A 15,858-nucleotide genomic window follows, 5' to 3' on the forward strand; every position below is an offset into this window, starting at 1 on the left:
GTACAGCCTGCCGACCAGCGGAGTCGAATGGCGTCTCAGTGCGGCATCAGCCCAGCGCGCCCAGGATCCGGCCCGACTCGAAAGCGGCGGCGCTGGCGGGCAGATCACCGGGACGGCCGCTGTTCAGCACGCGGACCGCACCGTTTCCGGTGCTGGGTCGACCGAGCGCATCCATCCGCCGGATCGTCTGCGCGGCAACGGCTTGCGCACTGTCGAAAAGACGAACACCGTCGGGCAGCGCGGCGAGGATCGCGTCGATGACCAGCGGATAGTGGGTGCAGCCGAGGACTACGCCCTCGACGCCGGCGGGGGTCTGCTCGGCCGCCCGCGCGATCGACTCCTTGGCTCCGACGAGATCACCCGCGTCGATGGCATCCGCCAACCCGTGGCAGGCGACGCCGACGACATCGGCGTCCCCACCGAACCGGGCGATCAGATCGGCCTGGTAGCGGCTGGCCGTGGTCGCCGCGGTGGCCCACACCGCCACCGACGAGCAGACGGCGGCCGCGGGCTTGATCGCGGGCACGGTGCCGATCACCGGCACATCGCGGCCGACCTCTGCGCGCACCTGCTCCAGCGCGGTGACACTGGCGGTATTGCACGGCAGCACGATCACCTCCGCGCCGAGCTCGATCGAGGTACGAGCGGCATCGACCACCCGGTCGATCGTCCACTGCTCAGGCTTCGGGCCCCACGGCGCGCCATCCGGATCCAGTTGCAGCAGCAGGTCCACATCCGGTCGTAGCTTGCGCAGCCAGGCGGCTGTGGTCAGCAACCCGAGGCCGGAATCGATGAGCGCGACGATCACACAGACAACTTATTGGTTTGTGCCGAGTAGCTCCGCCACCGGGGCACCCGCCGCGATTTTCGCTCGCGCCTTCATCACCTGTGCGGTCATGCCCGCACCGACCACGCCGGTCAGGTTGCCGTCCTGGGTGTAGTAGGCGAGGAACTTGCGGCCGTCGTCGGAGACGATGTGGACATCGTCGGCGGCGCTCGGGGTGCCGAGGGCCTGAATCTTCACCTCGTACTGGTCGCTCCAGAAGTACGGCACCCGCGCCGCGGTCGGCGGTTCGGCGCCGAGCAGCGCGCAGGCCAGCAGTTTCGCCTGCTCGCCCGCATTGGTCCAGTGCTCGACGCGCTTGCGCTGTCCGGTCTCGTGCAACCACGCGGCGACATCGCCGACCGCCCACACACCCTCGACAGAGGTGCGACCCACCTCGTCGGCGAGCACGCCGCCGCCTGCCGTCGGCTCGGCGAGCGCAATGCCGGAATCCGCGAGCCATTCGGTGACCGGGCGCGAGCCGACCCCGATGACCACCAGGTCGACGTACACCACGCTGCCATCGGAAAGCTTCGCGCCACGCACCCGGTCGGCATCGTCGGCGAGGAAGGTGTCCAGGCCGGTGCCGCAGCGCAGATCTACGCCCTCGGCGCGATGCATCCTGGCGACCAACTCGCCGACCTGTTCGCCGAGCACCGAGGCCAGCGGCGTCGGTTGCGGCTCGATCAGCACCACCGCAACCCCACCCGCGCGGAAACTGGCCGCGAGCTCACAGCCGATGAACCCGGCTCCCACCACAAGCGCCGTACCGGCATCGGATAATTCGGCGCGCAGCGCCGCGGCGTCGGCATGCCCACGCAGCACGTGCACGCCCTTCAGATCGGGTAGCCCCGGCAGACGGCGCGGCCGCAGACCGGTCGCGATGATCAGTTGGTCGTAGTCCAGCGTGCCGCCATCGGCGAGAGCCACCTGCCGCGCCGCGGTATCGACGCCGACCGCCGCGGTGTTCAGGCGCAGATCGATCTTCTTCTCGACGAAGAATTCTTCGGGCCGCAGCGTGGTGTCATCGGTCTCGCCGCGCACGAACTGCTTGGACAGCGGCGGGCGGTCGTAGGGCAGCCGCGATTCCTCGCCGACGAGGATCAGTTCACCCTCGTATCCCGCGCGGCGCAGTTCCTCGGCGGTGCGCAGGCCGGCCAGCCCTGCGCCGACAATCACGATCGGCCTGTTCATGCGGCCTCTCCTTCGGTGCGGCCGGGCAGTCGCCGGGCTGAGTTGGCATCCGTAACTGAAGGTGACACGCAGCTCACCCTAACTTCCGCTTGGTCGTGGCTCACAGTGAGGGCCGTCACTTCGCCGACCAGGCAAGACCTCGGACGATCGGTGCGCAATCGTGTCCGTATCGATATTGATCGGGCGGTCAATCAGAGTTGAATGAAGGCAGGAGAACATTCCATAGCCTGAGGAGGCACACCATGTTCACCGGAAGTCGCACACAGGACTACCTGGCCGTCGTGCTGGGAGTCTTTGCCGCGCTGTCGCCCCTCTGGGTGGTGACGAACGACAACGGACAGTGGTCACTGATCGTCTTGGGCGTTCTGATTGCACTCGCCGGGCTCGCGCAGATCTACCGGCCCGCCATGCAGGCCACCGACTACGCGATGGGTCTGTTCGGCGCATTGCTGTTCATCTCCCCATGGGCAATGGACTTCACCGGGTACAGCGGCGCATCCTGGACCGCATGGGTAGTCGGGATAGTGACGGTAGTGGTCGCGATCGCGGCGCTGCCCGCAATGTCGGCCCGTCTGCACGACATGGTTCCGCACCACTGATGCAGATGCCGAAACCGCATCGAGCGGGGCGTCGCCGTAGCGCCAAGGTGGACGGTGACGCCCGGCAGCTCATCCTGGATGCCGCCGAAAGGCTTTTCGCGGCACAGGGATTCGATGCCACCGCGACGGCCGCGATCGCCGGCGCCGCAGGTGTCCCCAAGGGGCTCGTCTTCTACTACTTCCCGACCAAGGATTCGATCCTGTCGGCGCTGATGGCCGAACGGGTGCCCAACCATCCGATCGACGACATCGGCACGGTGGTCACACCCGGCGATCCGGCCGCCAGCCTGGTCAATCTCGATGCCGCGCTCAATCTGCGCGACAACCATTCCTCGGTACTGCGCGTCATCATGTGGCGCGAAGCCGACACGCATCCGGACGTCCGGCGCCAATTGCGCCACCTGCGTGACCAAATGCTCGATATCACCGCCCGAGTTCTACAGGCAAGCGCCCCCGTGCCGGTTCAGCAAGGCACTCTGCGGGCGTGCGCGGCCGCCTGGGTTTCGGCCATGTTCGCGATCGCGAGCACCGACCGCCTGCATGCGCTCGACGGCCTGCCGCTGCCGACAAAGGACGAACTCCTGAATGTGGCGCAAGTCGTCGCCGCGGGTATGACACAGCTCGGCTGACAAGTCTGAAAGGGCTCGCCTTCTCTTTTGCGGGGAAAGGCCGTGATAAGAGTTCTTCTGTGCACATCGGTCACATCAGGCGCGGCACATCAACGACCGGCTTATTTGTCGGCGCGATAGCGACAATTCTGATCGGTACGGGCTCGGCTCCGGCCGTACCGATATACCCGACCCCGGATCCCGATCCCTTCTACGCCACACCGGCAGATATCGCACAAAAGAGGCCGGGTGCGGTGCTCGCAACGCAGGCGCTGCCACCGCTGTTGGTCTTCCCGAATACGGACGTCACGCTGGTGAAATTCCGCTCGACGAATTCCCGTGGGCTGCCGATCGCGGCGACGACCACGGTGCTGACACCGCGCGGCCGTCCCCCAGACGGGCCGCTGCTGTCCTACCAGCACATCATCAATGCGCTCGGTACCAAATGCGCAGTCTCCAGGGAGCTCTACTCCAACGATCCGAACCTGCAGATCAAAGAGGCGGCGGTGCTGAACGGGCTGCTGCTGCATGGCTGGAGCATCGCCCTGCCCGACCACCTCGGGCCGACCTTCGCCTACGGTGCGGCGCGACTCGGCGGCCAGATCACCCTCGACGGAATTCGCGCGGTGCGTCAGGTTCCCGAACTCGGCGTGCAGCACAGCCGGATCGCGATGGCCGGTTATTCCGGTGGCGGCATGGCCACCGCATGGGCCGCCGCACTCGCCCCGCGATACGCACCCGAACTCGATATCGCGGGCGCCGCGGCAGGCGGCGTGCCGATGAACATGGTGAAAATGCTGGAAGGTGTCAATCTCGATCCACATCCGGCGTTCGGGCTGCTTATGGCGGCGGCTATCGGGCTGGAACGGGAATATCCGGACAGGTTCCCGATCAGCGACCACCTCAATCAACGCGGAGTCGAAGCCCGCGCCCTGCTGGCCAACGGTTGCACCAATGACCTTCTCGTCGCCGGCGCGTGGCGCAGCGCCCGCGATTTCGCAAGCAACATGTCGCTCGTCGGCGATCGAAACGCGCGAGCCGTCATCGAGGAAAACAGCCTGGAACTGTTCGACGGTGTGCCGAAAACACCCATATTCGAATGGCATTCACCGAGCGACCCGCTCATTCCGGTCGACTCGATCGTCAATACCAACCGCCGCTATTGCGCGGCCGGCGTTCGACTACAGGCCGAAGTCAACCTCTCACCCGAGCACCTCTCCGCCGCCGTCCTCGGCATCCCCGCGGCGGTCGCCTGGCTGGACGCCCGTTTCCGCGGCGAACCCGCACCGACCAACTGTTGAGCGGCGGCTACCGATCGGCATCGAGGAAGGCAGCGACGTCCGGCGCGAAGCGCGAGTGCTTGATCGCTCCCATATGGCTCGCGCCGGGGTAGATGACCAGGCGGGAGTTCGGGATGCCGTCGGCGGTGTGCCGGAATGTCGCTGTGCAGTACGCGCTGTCGCGGTCGCCACCGATCACCAGGGTGCGCGCGGTGATGTCGCCGAGCCGGCCGCCGAGGTCGAAGACGTCTTCGGCCAGGACGAAAGCGAGGGTGTCCGCGGGATTCTTCGGACGTGCCCACGGGTCGGCCACCCACATGGCCGCCGCGGTAAGGCGCCCGAGGATCGGCGAGGAGACGGCGATCGGGGCCATATGGTGCAGCGCGCGCTGCCCCTCGGCCGCCGCCGTCGCGTAGCGCATCTGGGATTTACGCGCGTGGTCTTCCAGACGGTAACCCGAGGAGGCGATCACCAGCCTGCGCACCGAGCCGGGATGGTCCGCCGCCAGCTGTAGCGCGAGCGAACCACCCGAGGAAACACCGAGAACGTCTACCGGACCGCCGAATTCGGCCCGCAGCGCCGCCGCGTGCTGGGTGGCGATATCAGCCATCGTCGTCCCCTCGGTCATGCCGGGCGCGCGGTTCACCGCATAGACCCGATAGTGCTCGGCCAGCGGCGTCAACGTTTTGATCTCCGAGTAGCGCATGAACCCGCGCGGGTTGGCATGGTCCGGCGTGAACCACCGCAGAAACACCAGCGGCCGCCCGGAACCTAGCGCCAGGTACGGCAACCCGTGCTCGAGCGTGCCCTCGGTGACGTCGAGCTCGACCAGCTGCGCGTTCTTGGCCATGAATCCTCCGAATCGTCGCGATCTCTACCTACGACAGTGCGTCGGAATGCGGGTGAAGTCCATGACCTCCGAGGTGATGTCGACTGTGAGATGAACGACGAAACGGCGCCGCCCCTTCCGGAGCGGCGCCGCTGCGTTCTACTCGCCGGTCGCCTTGGCGATGATCTCCTTCGACACGTTGGCCGGAACCTCCGCGTACGAGTCGAACACCATGGAGTAGTTCGCCCGGCCCTGGGTCTTCGACCGCAGATCACCGATGCAACCGAATAACGCATCGCTCTGGATCAACCGGAGCGGTAGCGTCTGGTGCCCGGCCAACCTGGACATAACCGCAGGGACAGCGCTTGCCGTAGCATGAAGCGGTGACCGCCGCGCACAACTATTCCGAGTTACACGCGCTCATCGAACAGCTGGATCCCAGCCAAGCCGACGAGGTGCGCCAGCACGTGCTGCGGCTGGTCCGCCCGAAATCTGGCCGATTCTCTGTACTCCGAACGTTCGACGGTCCTCCGACTGACCTCGGCGCGCGCGCCAAAGACGTTCTGCGTGATGAGTTCGGCGAAACCGATGCTGATCGTTGACACCGGCCCGCTCGTCGCTTACCTGAATCGCCGGGACACCGACCATGCCCGCTGCGCCGAGCTGCTCGACAGTCGGACAGACGAGCTACTGGTCACGCCATACGTCGTAACCGAAGCGTGCTACCTGATCTGCAAGTACGTCGGCCCGACCGCAGAAATCAACATCGTCGAGGCAATAGCGGCAGGCGACCTGACACAGGTCGATATCACGACAACCGACGTGGTCCGTATGGCCGAGTTGATGGCGCAGTACCGAGGATTCCCGCTCGGTGTAACCGATGCATCAGTGATCGCGATTTCCGAACGTCTCGGCTTGACAGAAGTCGCGACCTTAGACCACCGTCATTTTCACGCCGTGACGCCCCGGCACACAAGCGCCTTCAAACTGCTCCCCTGATGGCAGTTGGCAAATCGGATGATCGGTCTCGGTCGCCTCGAACGCAAGGCATGCAGGGACATCTTCCGGACGCAGCCAAGAGGCTGTGGTGATCGTTTCGTGGTAGGCCACCTGCGCCGTGGCCACGCCGACCGGGGTCTGCTTGTTCGAGTGCATCTGGAACAGCCTGCCCAAACGCTCCTTTCGTCCCTTGCCCGAATTGATCACCACCGCGCCGGCCTCGACCCGGCCCGAGTACACCCGGATGTAGGTGAGCTCGCCGAAGAATGGATGGGCGGCGATCTTGAACGCCAGCGCCGCAAACGGTGCCATCGCGTCGGCCGCGCGGTGGATGATCTCCGCCGCGTTGCCCGGCGCGTGACCGTCGATACCGCCACCGTCCAGCGGCGTCGGCAGGTAATCGATCACCGCATCGAGCATCGGCTGCACGCCCTTGTTCTTGAACGCCGAACCGCAAAGCACCGGATAGACACGGGAATTCACCGTCAGGTGACGGATCGCGCCCTTGATCTCCGCGACGGACAGTTCCGCGCCGCCGAGGAACTTCTCCAGCAGCGCCTCGTCCGACTCGGCGACGGCCTCCAGCAGCTCCGCACGGTAGTGCTCGGCACGCGCTCGAAGCTCGGCCGGGATCTCGACGACCTCGTACCGCTCCCCGAGTTCCGTTTCACCGCACCATATCTTGGCATTCATCTCGACCAGGTCGACGACGCCATCGAAAGTCTCCTCCGCACCGATCGGCAACTGGATCACCAGCGGCACGGCACCGAGACGGTCCCTGATGGTCTGCACGGTGAAGTAGAAATCCGCACCGAGCTTGTCCATCTTGTTGACGAAACAAATTCGCGGCACGTCGTACTTATCGGCCTGACGCCACACCTGCTCGGACTGCGGCTCGACGCCTTCCTTGCCGTCGAACACCGCGTCCGCGCCGTCGAGCACGCGCAGCGACCGCTCCACCTCCGCGGTGAAATCGACATGCCCTGGGGTATCGATGATGTTGAGCTGGAATCCGTTCCAGAAGCAGGTGGTTGCCGCCGAGGCGATCGTTATCCCGTGCTCCTGCTCCTGCACCATCCGATCCATCGTCGAAGCGCCATCGTGCACCTCGCCCAGCTTGTAGGTGACGCCGGTATAGAAAAGTATCCGTTCGGTGGTCGTCGTCTTACCCGCATCAATATGGGCCATGATGCCGATATTCCGAACCATATCCAGATTGCCGAGCACACCACGTGTCACGGTAATCACCGACTCCCTCAACTAGTTTCGTCAGAAAACTGACGCTCGCCTAGTTGGTGCGTTCCGGTGACGGCACGAGCATCGGATCACGCGGCGCGGCCAGCACGCCGAAGGACGCTCTGCCGACAACTACCGCGATCGCGGACCCGAGGGAAACATGCTCCATGTGTACCGCTTCGCCCATCCGCCGTCCACCGAATATCGCGCCGAGTACGTCGCCGGCGGATGTCCAGACGGTGCGGTTGCCGAGTGGATGCCGACCAGGTGCCTGGCACATGAATTCCGCTCAAAGGATTGACTTCTCGGCAGTGGGGATAGCCCTCGGCGACAATCTGGCACCCGAGCGGTCAGGATATCCGCCATGCAGGAATGCGGCCCACGGTCCGAGCACGGGTCACGGGGCGTAGGGGAAGTGCGGGTCCGGCCGCGGTACTGATCCCACGCGGCCACGAAATGTGAGGTCGACTCACGATGACGAACACGTACGCCGAGGGCGCCGAGTACACCGTGCCGACGAAGCGGATGAAGCCGAATTCCTCCCCGCCTGAACGAGTTCCTGTGTTCGGCAACGACATGCAGCTACGCACCGCATTGATTCCCGATCGGATACGCGCCGCCCCGATCAATCACGACTACGAGCTGCTCGCCGTCCAGGACGCACAGAATGCGGGATACCTGAGGGAGATTCAGGATCTGGCTGCCGAACTCGCCCGCGTCGCCGCGTTCGCCGCGGTGCGTGGTCTCGATCAGACGGAGCAGCTGCGGGTACGGCAATTCGAGTCCGCTCTCGAAGCGGCTGCGGCGGACGCCGCGGCTGCGGGGGTGGCGCCCTCCGACATCCGACTCGCCATCGAACACGGTCGGACCGGAGCGTATTGGATCGACCGGCCCGCACATCGGTACCTCGGCCGGATCGCACAACTGACCGACGAGATGGCGGGCCGGCTCAACGAGCTCGCCGAGTACCGACAGCGGATCGCCGAACTAGAGCATCGGCTGACGCAAGCTCGCGCCAACTCATAGCCACCGCCCGCAGGCGAAAACACAAACGGCGCCGTCCCTTTCGGGGCGGCGCCGTTTGTTCAGCGATTCAGCGAATCACTTGACGATCTTCGTGACGCGACCGGCGCCGACGGTGCGGCCACCCTCGCGGATCGCGAAGCGCAGACCCTCGTCCATGGCGACCGGCTGGATCAGCTTGACGGACATCTCGGTGTTGTCACCGGGCATGACCATCTCGGTGCCCTCGGGCAGGGTCACAACGCCCGTCACGTCAGTCGTACGGAAGTAGAACTGCGGACGGTAGTTGTTGAAGAACGGCGTGTGGCGGCCGCCCTCGTCCTTGGACAGGATGTAGGCCTGGCCCTCGAACTCGGTGTGCGGGGTGGTGGTGCCCGGCTTCACGACGACCTGGCCACGCTCGACATCTTCACGCTTGATGCCACGAACCAGCAGACCGACGTTGTCGCCCGCCTGGCCGTTGTCGAGCAGCTTGCGGAACATCTCGATGCCCGTGATGGTGGTCTTGGTGACCTTCTCGCGGATGCCGACGATCTCGACTTCCTCGTTCACGTTGATGATGCCGCGCTCGATACGACCGGTGACGACGGTGCCACGACCGGTGATCGTGAACACATCCTCGACGGGCATAAGGAACGGCTTGTCGGTCTCACGAACCGGAGTCGGGATGGACTCGTCGACCGCGTTCATCAGCTCGACGATGGACTCGGTCCACTTCGGGTCGCCCTCGAGCGCCTTCAGACCGGAAACACGCACGACCGGCGCGTCCTCGTCGAATTCCTGGGCGGCCAGCAGTTCGCGGACCTCCATCTCGACGAGCTCGAGGATTTCCTCGTCGTCGACCATGTCGGACTTGTTCAGTGCGACCAGGATGTAAGGAACACCGACCTGACGGGCGAGCAGCACGTGCTCGCGAGTCTGCGGCATCGGGCCGTCGGTTGCGGCGACCACCAGGATCGCACCGTCCATCTGGGCCGCGCCGGTGATCATGTTCTTGATGTAGTCAGCGTGTCCCGGAGCGTCGACGTGCGCGTAGTGGCGCTTTTCCGTCTGGTACTCGACGTGGGAGATGTTGATCGTGATACCACGAGCCTTCTCCTCCGGCGCCTTGTCGATCTGGTCGAACGCGAACGCCGCGTTCAGATCCGGGAACTTCTCCGCCAGCACCTTCGTGATCGCTGCAGTCAGCGTGGTCTTGCCGTGGTCGACGTGACCGATGGTGCCGATGTTGACGTGCGGCTTCGTCCGCTCGAACTTCGCCTTCGCCACTGTGGTGTCCTCCTGGACTTGTTGGTGCGTGCAGTTGCAGCAGTGCGGTTACTAAATGGGGGTTGTGCTTGACTCCCGGCTGATGGGGCAAGTCTTGCACTTGCCCCATCGAGTACTACTCGCCGGTCGCCTTGGCGATGATCTCCTTCGACACGTTGGCCGGAACCTCCGCGTACGAGTCGAACACCATGGAGTAGTTCGCCCGGCCCTGGGTCTTCGACCGCAGATCACCGATATAACCGAACATCTCCGAGAGCGGAACCAGCGCCTTGACGACACGGGCACCACTGCGCTCCTCCATGGCCTGAATCTGGCCACGGCGGGAATTCAGGTCGCCGATCACATCGCCCATGTACTCCTCGGGCGTGATGACCTCGACCGCCATGAGCGGCTCGAGGATCACCGGACCGGCTTTACGGGCCGCTTCCTTCAGGGCCTGCGAGCCGGCGATCTTGAAGGCCATTTCCGACGAGTCGACGTCGTGGTAGGCGCCGTCGAGCAGGCTGACCTTCAGGTTCACCAGCGGGTAGCCCGCGAGCACACCGTACTGCATGGCATCCTGTGCACCCGCGTCCACCGAAGGGATGTACTCGCGCGGAACGCGACCACCAGAGACCTTGTTCTCGAACTCGTAGGTCGCGCCGTCCTCGCCGACGAACGGCTCGAGGGCGATGATGACCTTCGCGAACTGGCCGGAGCCACCGGTCTGCTTCTTGTGGGTGAACTCGAGCTTTTCGACCTTCTTGGTGATGGTCTCGCGGTAGGCCACCTGCGGCTTGCCGACGTTCGCCTCGACCTTGAACTCGCGACGCATACGGTCGACGAGGATGTCGAGGTGGAGCTCGCCCATGCCGCCGATGACGGTCTGGCCGGTCTCCTGGTCCAGCTTGACCGAGAAGGTCGGGTCCTCTTCCGAGAGACGCTGGATCGCGGTGCCCAGCTTCTCCTGGTCGGACTTGGTCTTCGGCTCGATGGAGACCTGAATGACCGGGTCCGGGAAGGTCATGGACTCGAGCACGATCTGGTTCTGCGGATCGCACAGAGTGTCACCGGTGGTGGTGTCCTTCAGACCGATGACCGCGTAGATGTGGCCGGCCACGGCCTCGCCGACCGGGTTCTCCTTGTTGGAGTGCATCTGGAACAGCTTGCCCAGACGCTCCTTCTTGCCCTTGGTCGAGTTGATGACCTGGGCGCCGGAGTCGACCTTGCCCGAGTACACGCGCACGTAGGTCAGCTTGCCGAAGAACGGATGCACGGCGATCTTGAAGGCCAGACCCGAGAACGGCTCAGCCGTGCTGGCGTCCCGGTGGATGATCTCGTCTTCCTTGCCCGGGACGTGGCCGTCGGTGCCACCATCGTCCAGCGGGGTCGGCAGGTAGTCGATCACGGCGTCGAGCATGGGCTGCACGCCCTTGTTCTTGAACGCCGAGCCACACAGGATCGGGTAGAGCTCGGAGTTGACCGTCATCTTGCGGATGGCGCCCTTGATCTCATCGATCGTGAGCTCATCGCCGCTGAAGTGCTTCTCGAGCAGCGCCTCGTCGGACTCCGCGACCGTCTCCAGCAGCTCCTGGCGGTAGATCTCCGCCTGGTCCGCGAGGTCGGCCGGGATATCGACGACCTCGTACTCTTCGCCGAGCTTGGTCTCGCCCTTCCAGACCTTGGCGTTCATCTCGACCAGGTCGACGATGCCCTCGAAGGTGTCCTCAGCGCCGATCGGCAGCTGGATGACCAACGGCTTGGCGCCGAGGCGGTCCTTGATGGTCTGCACGGTGAAGTAGAAATCCGCACCGAGCTTGTCCATCTTGTTGACGAAACAGATACGCGGCACGTCGTACTTATCGGCCTGACGCCACACCTGCTCGGACTGCGGCTCGACGCCTTCCTTGCCGTCGAACACCGCAACGGCGCCGTCGAGCACGCGCAGCGACCGCTCCACCTCGACGGTGAAGTCGACGTGCCCGGGGGTGTCGATGATGTTGATCTGGTTGTTCTTCCAGAAGCATGTGGTGGCCGCGGAGGTGATGGTGATACCACGCTCCTGCTCCTGCTCCATCCAGTCCATGGTGGCAGCGCCATCGTGGACTTCACCGATCTTGTAGGTGATGCCGGTGTAGAAGAGGATGCGTTCAGTTGTGGTCGTCTTGCCCGCATCAATGTGGGCCATGATGCCGATGTTGCGGACCTTGTTCAGGTCGGTGAGCACGTCCTGTGCCACGGAAATCTTCCCCGCTCGTAGCTAGTTGGGATTTTCGGGGACGACCCTGTGGTCGTCTCTATGTCAACGCCGGAAGCGGCAGGTAAGTGCCGCATCCGGCTGTGCCTCCCGACCCAGTAACGACGGGCCGGGCAGACGTCACCAGCGGTAGTGCGCGAAGGCCCGGTTGGACTCGGCCATCTTGTGGGTGTCCTCGCGACGCTTCACCGAAGCGCCGAGGCCGTTGCTGGCATCGAGAAGCTCGTTGGCCAGACGCTCGACCATGGTCTTCTCACGGCGAGCCCGCGAGTAGTTGACCAGCCAGCGCAGTGCCAGGGTGTTGGAGCGGCCGGGACGGACCTCGACGGGCACCTGGTAGGTGGCGCCACCGACACGACGCGGCTTGACCTCGAGTGCGGGCTTGACGTTGTCCAGCGCGCGCTTGAGGGTGACGACCGGATCGGTGCCGGTCTTCTCGCGCGCCTGCTCCAGCGCGCCGTAGACGATGCGCTCGGCGGTGGACTTCTTGCCGTCCAGCAGGATCTTGTTGACCAGCTGAGTGACCAGCGGCGACCCGTAGACCGGGTCGTTGATCAGCGGACGCTTGGGTGCGGGGCCCTTGCGTGGCATATCAGCTCTTCTCCTTCTTGGCGCCGTAACGGCTGCGGGCCTGCTTGCGGTTCTTCACACCCTGGGTGTCGAGCGAGCCACGGATGATCTTGTAGCGGACACCGGGGAGGTCCTTCACACGACCGCCACGCACGAGCACCATCGAGTGCTCCTGCAGGTTGTGGCCCTCACCCGGGATGTAGGCCGTGACCTCGACCGCGCTGGTCAGGCGAACACGCGCGACCTTACGCAGCGCGGAGTTCGGCTTCTTCGGGGTCGTGGTGTACACGCGGGTGCACACGCCACGGCGCTGCGGGCTCCCCTTGAGGGCCGCGGTCTTGGTCTTGGAGACCTTGTCGCGACGACCCTTGCGGACCAGCTGGTTGATGGTTGGCATAGACCGGCTTTCCTTAATTAGTTAACGCGGTGTCTGGAACTTCATGTCTGTGTTCAGTTGGCGGCGTTCTCGGCGCCCTCCGTGGTCACGCAAGCTACCGCCTCCGGGCCCGTCGTTCACGCCGCTGTCATCGAGCTTTCACCCGCACGCCCAGCCGCGTTTCTCGCGTCCCGAGGTCGGGCGTGTCGTGCGCGGCGCAGGACCGGTTTTCCGGGCACGCCAGGAAGGTCAGCCGCTTTCGCTGGCTTACGTCCACGCACGAACTTGCCCGCATGCTTCCGGGCACAGCGATCCACGATACTCGTGGTCTCGACACAGGGTCAAAGTGGGGTGAGTTACCACCACGACACTCGGTTCGGCAACGGTGAGTCTACCTGGCCAGATTCAACGTCAACTCGAGGAGTTTCTGCGCACCGACGCACGGGTCGGGGTGACCGGAGCCGGGACGGTAGTTGATCCACCAGCCGATGATCCCGGTGTCGGCCGCGCTGGCGCTGACACCGCAGGAGTCGGGATCGTTGGGACGTCGCGTCTGCAGCGCCCGTTGGCCCTGCACGGTGATGTTGTTGGTGAGGTAGCCGAGTTTGTCGTTGGTGGTCTTTTCGTTGTTCAGCGAGCCGACCTCATACCAGTTCAGGGTCACCATGGCGTTACCGCCCGGCGCGCTGATCACGTCCCACATGCACACCGCGCCGTAGAATGACGGCTCTGCGAATGCGCCATCGCCCACCGCATTTCCGATCTGATCCATCGAGACGACGTCGCACTCGCGCAACAGCTTGTCGAAGTTCGTGTTGACCGACGAACCCGTTCCCGAACCCGCCGGATGCGCGGATCCCGGCACGGTCCGCCCGCAGCCCGAGACCGACACGGCGACACCGAGCACGGCTATCGCGGCGATCAGGCCACGAGCTGTCGAACCAGCACGAAGATTCATCGCGTTCTCCCTCACTGCAGCCGCTGCACGGTCAACTCGGCGAGCTTGCGCATCCGGTCACACGGATTGCCTGTCGCCGCGAAGAGTCCGAACGACATCGACCACTCGAAGAAATCGTCGTCGAGCTGCACAGCCAGATCACACACCGAGCTGTTGGGCTCGAGTGCCTGGAACCCGACGCGGCCACCGACTTCGATCTTCTCCACGCCGCGACCCTGGGTGGTCACCCACGCCTTTTCCCGTTCGATGGGGCTGCCCCGGTACGCGGCGAAGGTGACGCTGGTCGAACCCTGCCCGGCGGATTCCCAATTGCAACCGACCGAGTTCTTGAACACCCGCGTTATCTGCGACAAGCCGGCGATGTCGCGGACCTCGTCGTCGGTGACATGGCCGCACTCACCGGCGAACGGACCCAACGACGCCACCTTCGGCGGCGGCCGTAGCGGCGTGTTCTCCGAGTCGGAGTCGCCGCCCGATCCGCATGCCGACAGTGCCAACGCCAAAGCCGTGCCGATGACGATTGCCGACGGGATCCGCATGCCGTGAACTCTACCTATCGGCACTCGACACGGCCGGATACGACTGTGGGCGTAGGCCTCAGAGGTTGCCGCGGGCTTCCTGTTCGCGTTCGATCGCCTGGAACAATGCCTTGAAGTTGCCCTTGCCGAAGCCGAGTGAGCCGTGTCGCTCGATCAGTTCGAAGAAGACCGTCGGGCGATCGGTGAGTGGCTTGCAGAAGATCTGCAGCAGGTAACCGTCTTCGTCGCGGTCGACCAGGATGCCGCGACGCTGCAGCTGATCGACCGGGACGCGGACGTGGCCGATGCGGGCACGCAGTTCGGGGTCGGAGTAGTAGGTGTCGGGCGTCTCCAGGAATTCGACGCCCTCACGGCGCAGGGTGTCTACGCAGGTCAGGATGTCGCCGGTGGCCAGCGCGATGTGCTGCACGCCGGGTCCGCGGTAGAACTCGAGGTATTCGTCGATCTGCGAGCGCTTCTTGCCCACCGCGGGCTCGTTCAGCGGGAACTTCACCCGGTGATTGCCATTGGCCACGACCTTGCTCATCAGCGCCGAATACTCGGTCGCGATGTCATCGCCGACGAATTCGGCCATATTCGTGAAACCCATGACGCGGCGGTAGAACTCGACCCACTGGTCCATCATGCCGAGCTCGACATTGCCCACGACATGGTCGATCGCCTGGAACAGTCGCACCGGCGTGCCCGCGCGCGGCTGGTAGTTGGACCGGCGGGCGACATAGCCGGGCAGATAGGGCCCGTAGTACTTGGAACGGTCGACGAGCGTGTGCCTTGTCTCGCCGTAGGTGGCCAACGCGGCCGAGCGGACCGTGCCGAATTCGTCTGTCTCGTCGTGCGGTTCGACCAGAATCGTCGCGCCGTGGGTGCGCGCCCAGTCGACGCATCGGTCCACGTCCGGCACCTCGAGTGCGATATCGACGATGCCGTCACCGTGCCGGTCGTGGTGGGCGACCAGCGGGCTGTCCGGATCGACCGCGCCGCTGACCACGAACCGCGCGGCGCCGCTGCGCAGCACGAACGCCTTGTGGTCGCGATTGCCGGTTTCCGGTCCCGAATAGGCCTCCAGCCGCATACCGAAGGCGGACTCCAGGAAGTGCGCGGTCTGCGTCGCGTTGCCGACCACCCAGACCAGGGCATCCCAGCCGATGACGGGGAAGGGATCGACGCTGTCGTCGTGCTCGACCAGCCCGACGAGCCTGCGCAGCTCACCGTCGGTGGGTAGGGCCGTCGGCCGGGAATTCGGCAGGTTCTCGATGGTCATGATCCAAGGAAATCGCCACCCATGCCGGTAGGCAATAGCGGCGAATTTCGATAGACAC

At 64.8% G+C, this 15,858-nt stretch carries 17 protein-coding genes and 2 pseudogenes; 6 read left to right on the top strand and 13 right to left on the bottom strand.

Going from position 1 to position 15,858, the window contains the following annotated elements:
• Window positions 1–46 precede the first annotated feature (46 nt).
• Together ACFQZZ_RS26505 and ACFQZZ_RS26510 are read right to left on the bottom strand one after the other, a co-directional pair.
• Window positions 47–808 carry a glutamate racemase gene (locus ACFQZZ_RS26505; protein ID WP_378686236.1) on the bottom strand — a complete coding sequence of 254 codons (762 nt, stop codon included), beginning with the start codon at window positions 806–808 and terminating at the stop codon, window positions 47–49.
• A gap of 9 nt (window positions 809–817) precedes the next feature.
• On the bottom strand, window positions 818–2,017 hold the full coding sequence (locus tag ACFQZZ_RS26510) for an NAD(P)/FAD-dependent oxidoreductase (protein WP_378686238.1): 1,200 nt from the start codon (window positions 2,015–2,017) through the stop codon (window positions 818–820).
• Window positions 2,018–2,259: 242 nt separating this feature from the next.
• Between ACFQZZ_RS26510 and ACFQZZ_RS26515 the strand changes: the two genes are divergently transcribed.
• From ACFQZZ_RS26515 to ACFQZZ_RS26525, 3 genes are all read left to right on the top strand, one after another.
• On the top strand, window positions 2,260–2,616 hold the full coding sequence (locus ACFQZZ_RS26515; RefSeq protein ID WP_378686240.1) for an SPW repeat protein: 357 nt from the start codon (window positions 2,260–2,262) through the stop codon (window positions 2,614–2,616).
• Entirely contained in the window at window positions 2,616–3,245 is a 630-nt protein-coding gene (locus tag ACFQZZ_RS26520; protein WP_378686242.1) for a TetR/AcrR family transcriptional regulator, read from the top strand. Before ACFQZZ_RS26515 ends, ACFQZZ_RS26520 begins: the two co-directional genes overlap by 1 nt.
• Before the next feature lie 116 nt (window positions 3,246–3,361).
• Window positions 3,362–4,525, top strand: a complete 1,164-nt coding sequence (locus ACFQZZ_RS26525) for a lipase family protein (protein WP_378687097.1) — start codon at window positions 3,362–3,364, stop codon at window positions 4,523–4,525.
• A gap of 7 nt (window positions 4,526–4,532) precedes the next feature.
• Here the strand turns inward: ACFQZZ_RS26525 and ACFQZZ_RS26530 are convergent, their stop codons facing one another.
• Window positions 4,533–5,354, bottom strand: a complete 822-nt coding sequence (locus ACFQZZ_RS26530) for an alpha/beta fold hydrolase (RefSeq protein WP_378686244.1) — start codon at window positions 5,352–5,354, stop codon at window positions 4,533–4,535.
• Between the two features lie 138 nt (window positions 5,355–5,492).
• Window positions 5,493–5,621: pseudogene (locus ACFQZZ_RS26535) on the bottom strand (hypothetical protein); the annotation flags it as partial.
• 95 nt (window positions 5,622–5,716) lie between these two features.
• Between ACFQZZ_RS26535 and ACFQZZ_RS26540 the strand changes: the two are divergent.
• Together ACFQZZ_RS26540 and ACFQZZ_RS26545 are read left to right on the top strand one after the other, a co-directional pair.
• Entirely contained in the window at window positions 5,717–5,935 is a 219-nt protein-coding gene (locus tag ACFQZZ_RS26540; protein WP_378686246.1) for a hypothetical protein, read from the top strand.
• Window positions 5,904–6,332 (top strand): type II toxin-antitoxin system VapC family toxin, encoded by a 429-nt coding sequence (locus ACFQZZ_RS26545; protein ID WP_378686247.1) that lies wholly within the window; start codon window positions 5,904–5,906, stop codon window positions 6,330–6,332. The genes ACFQZZ_RS26540 and ACFQZZ_RS26545 overlap by 32 nt, the downstream gene beginning before the upstream one ends.
• 119 nt (window positions 6,333–6,451) lie before the next feature.
• On the opposite strand, the pseudogene ACFQZZ_RS26550 reads toward ACFQZZ_RS26545, so the two are convergent.
• Together ACFQZZ_RS26550 and ACFQZZ_RS26555 are read right to left on the bottom strand one after the other, a co-directional pair.
• Window positions 6,452–7,541: pseudogene (locus ACFQZZ_RS26550) on the bottom strand (elongation factor G); the annotation flags it as partial.
• 79 nt (window positions 7,542–7,620) lie between these two features.
• A complete protein-coding gene (locus ACFQZZ_RS26555; protein ID WP_378686249.1) occupies window positions 7,621–7,848 on the bottom strand; it encodes a hypothetical protein in 228 nt (75 codons plus the stop codon).
• Window positions 7,849–8,042: 194 nt separating this feature from the next.
• Here ACFQZZ_RS26555 and ACFQZZ_RS26560 point away from each other — a divergent pair, with 194 nt between their 5' ends.
• Window positions 8,043–8,594, top strand: coding sequence for a hypothetical protein (locus tag ACFQZZ_RS26560; protein ID WP_378686251.1), 552 nt, complete (start codon window positions 8,043–8,045; stop codon window positions 8,592–8,594).
• A 75-nt stretch (window positions 8,595–8,669) separates the two neighbouring features.
• Here ACFQZZ_RS26560 and tuf read toward each other — a convergent pair whose 3' ends face one another.
• From tuf to hppD, 7 genes are all read right to left on the bottom strand, one after another.
• Entirely contained in the window at window positions 8,670–9,860 is a 1,191-nt protein-coding gene (tuf, locus tag ACFQZZ_RS26565) for an elongation factor Tu (RefSeq protein ID WP_378686252.1), read from the bottom strand.
• A 115-nt stretch (window positions 9,861–9,975) separates the two neighbouring features.
• Window positions 9,976–12,078 carry an elongation factor G gene (gene fusA, locus ACFQZZ_RS26570; RefSeq protein WP_378686254.1) on the bottom strand — a complete coding sequence of 701 codons (2,103 nt, stop codon included), beginning with the start codon at window positions 12,076–12,078 and terminating at the stop codon, window positions 9,976–9,978.
• Between the two features lie 138 nt (window positions 12,079–12,216).
• Entirely contained in the window at window positions 12,217–12,687 is a 471-nt protein-coding gene (rpsG, locus tag ACFQZZ_RS26575; protein WP_040739280.1) for a 30S ribosomal protein S7, read from the bottom strand.
• Between the two features lies 1 nt (window position 12,688).
• Window positions 12,689–13,063 (bottom strand): 30S ribosomal protein S12, encoded by a 375-nt coding sequence (rpsL, locus tag ACFQZZ_RS26580; protein ID WP_019049359.1) that lies wholly within the window; start codon window positions 13,061–13,063, stop codon window positions 12,689–12,691.
• 370 nt (window positions 13,064–13,433) lie between these two features.
• Window positions 13,434–14,000 carry a DUF3558 domain-containing protein gene (locus ACFQZZ_RS26585; protein ID WP_378686257.1) on the bottom strand — a complete coding sequence of 189 codons (567 nt, stop codon included), beginning with the start codon at window positions 13,998–14,000 and terminating at the stop codon, window positions 13,434–13,436.
• A gap of 11 nt (window positions 14,001–14,011) precedes the next feature.
• Entirely contained in the window at window positions 14,012–14,539 is a 528-nt protein-coding gene (locus tag ACFQZZ_RS26590) for a DUF3558 domain-containing protein (RefSeq protein WP_378686259.1), read from the bottom strand.
• Window positions 14,540–14,597: 58 nt separating this feature from the next.
• Complete coding sequence (gene hppD / locus ACFQZZ_RS26595; RefSeq protein WP_378686260.1) at window positions 14,598–15,800, bottom strand: 4-hydroxyphenylpyruvate dioxygenase; 1,203 nt, start codon at window positions 15,798–15,800, stop codon at window positions 14,598–14,600.
• Window positions 15,801–15,858 lie beyond the last annotated feature (58 nt).

This window comes from Nocardia sp. GCM10030253, from assembly GCF_042675075.1.
GTDB lineage: Bacteria > Actinomycetota > Actinomycetes > Mycobacteriales > Mycobacteriaceae > Nocardia.

Coding starts and splice junctions, on each gene's coding strand:
- hppD (WP_378686260.1), bottom strand. CDS start 15,800: ATGACCATCGAGAACCTGCCGAATTCCCGGCCGACGGCCCTACCCACC.
- ACFQZZ_RS26590 (WP_378686259.1), bottom strand. CDS start 14,539: ATGCGGATCCCGTCGGCAATCGTCATCGGCACGGCTTTGGCGTTGGCA.
- ACFQZZ_RS26520 (WP_378686242.1), top strand. CDS start 2,616: ATGCAGATGCCGAAACCGCATCGAGCGGGGCGTCGCCGTAGCGCCAAG.
- ACFQZZ_RS26585 (WP_378686257.1), bottom strand. CDS start 14,000: ATGAATCTTCGTGCTGGTTCGACAGCTCGTGGCCTGATCGCCGCGATA.
- ACFQZZ_RS26555 (WP_378686249.1), bottom strand. CDS start 7,848: ATGTGCCAGGCACCTGGTCGGCATCCACTCGGCAACCGCACCGTCTGG.
- rpsG (WP_040739280.1), bottom strand. CDS start 12,687: ATGCCACGCAAGGGCCCCGCACCCAAGCGTCCGCTGATCAACGACCCG.
- ACFQZZ_RS26510 (WP_378686238.1), bottom strand. CDS start 2,017: ATGAACAGGCCGATCGTGATTGTCGGCGCAGGGCTGGCCGGCCTGCGC.
- ACFQZZ_RS26560 (WP_378686251.1), top strand. CDS start 8,043: ATGACGAACACGTACGCCGAGGGCGCCGAGTACACCGTGCCGACGAAG.
- ACFQZZ_RS26530 (WP_378686244.1), bottom strand. CDS start 5,354: ATGGCCAAGAACGCGCAGCTGGTCGAGCTCGACGTCACCGAGGGCACG.
- ACFQZZ_RS26545 (WP_378686247.1), top strand. CDS start 5,904: ATGAGTTCGGCGAAACCGATGCTGATCGTTGACACCGGCCCGCTCGTC.
- ACFQZZ_RS26515 (WP_378686240.1), top strand. CDS start 2,260: ATGTTCACCGGAAGTCGCACACAGGACTACCTGGCCGTCGTGCTGGGA.
- rpsL (WP_019049359.1), bottom strand. CDS start 13,063: ATGCCAACCATCAACCAGCTGGTCCGCAAGGGTCGTCGCGACAAGGTC.